2 pseudogenes are annotated in these 1,123 nt (G+C 41.7%); both read left to right on the forward strand.

The annotated features are described in order from the left end of the window. Positions 1-192: pseudogene (locus FC07_RS15975) on the forward strand (thiamine pyrophosphate-dependent enzyme); the annotation flags it as partial. Positions 193-500: 308 nt separating this feature from the next. Then, positions 501-1,123: pseudogene (locus tag FC07_RS07530) on the forward strand (RNA-guided endonuclease InsQ/TnpB family protein); the annotation flags it as partial.

Raw genomic sequence — 1,123 nt, forward strand, 5'->3', positions numbered from 1 at the left:
TTCGACTACAAGAAGGCTGACTTCACGAAGATCCCTGACTTCTTGGAAACACAAACTCGTTTCTCACGCTTACATGGTGTGAAGAAGGACGAAGCTGTCGTTGAAGAAATGTTCGACAAGACTGTTGATGATATGAAGAAACGGTCTGAAAACTACTCTGAAATGGCTGCTATGAAAAAAGGCGGCAAATAAGAGCGTTCAATGACGCAAAATTGAATCAAATTCGGTAGTGACTAACATGAAGTAACAGATCGCGGTTGCTATCATAACACCTCCAAGCAAATTGCTAGGAGGTGTTTTTTTATCCTCTTTAAAAAAAGGAGCTGATAGCTGTTAACAAAAATGTAGCATAACATCAAATCAAGTCGAAATATGTCATTCATAGAGATCAGTTTAAAAATGTAGATATGAATGACGCTCAAAAAATAAAATAGCAAAACAGTAGACCTTTTCAATAGAACCCTGTGTGGTGAAGTTAATCACAAGAGGGGGGGATCGAGATGATGCAAACAGTAAAAGTCAGATTATATCCGAATGCCACCATGCGCCGTATTTTAGCACAACTCTGTGATTATCGCCGTTATTGCTGGAATCAAGGCTTAGCCACTTGGAATGCAATGTATGATAGCTCGCAAATCTTGGCTGATAAAAAGTTGCGTCCCACTGCGCGTAAAGTGCGTGACGAATTAGTCGCAAATAAGCAAGACTGGCAATATCAGTTGTCTGCGCGCTGCTTACAGTTAGCCATCACTGACTTAGGCAAAGCTTGGCAAAACTTCTTTGACCAATCTTTACCGGACTGGGGTAAACCACATTTCAAATCCAAAAAAGCACCGCGTCAGGGATTTAAGACGGATCGTGCCAAAATTGTTAATGGTCGATTACGGTTAGACAAGCCACACGGTACAAAGGTTTGGTACGATATTTCGTTTCGTGGTGCGCGCCATTTAACCGGTACTTTAAAAGTGGTCTCCATTTATCGTGAGAATGGTACCTACTGGGCAAGTTTGCCGTTTGACGTTGCTGTGAAATTGCATCCAAGCCTAAAACCGGTCAGATAACTGGTATGGATATAAACGTGGGCCATCTGAACTACAGCGACGGTATTTTTAACGTTTGTCCT

The sequence above is a fragment of the Loigolactobacillus bifermentans DSM 20003 genome (assembly GCF_001434575.1).
GTDB lineage: Bacteria > Bacillota > Bacilli > Lactobacillales > Lactobacillaceae > Loigolactobacillus > Loigolactobacillus bifermentans.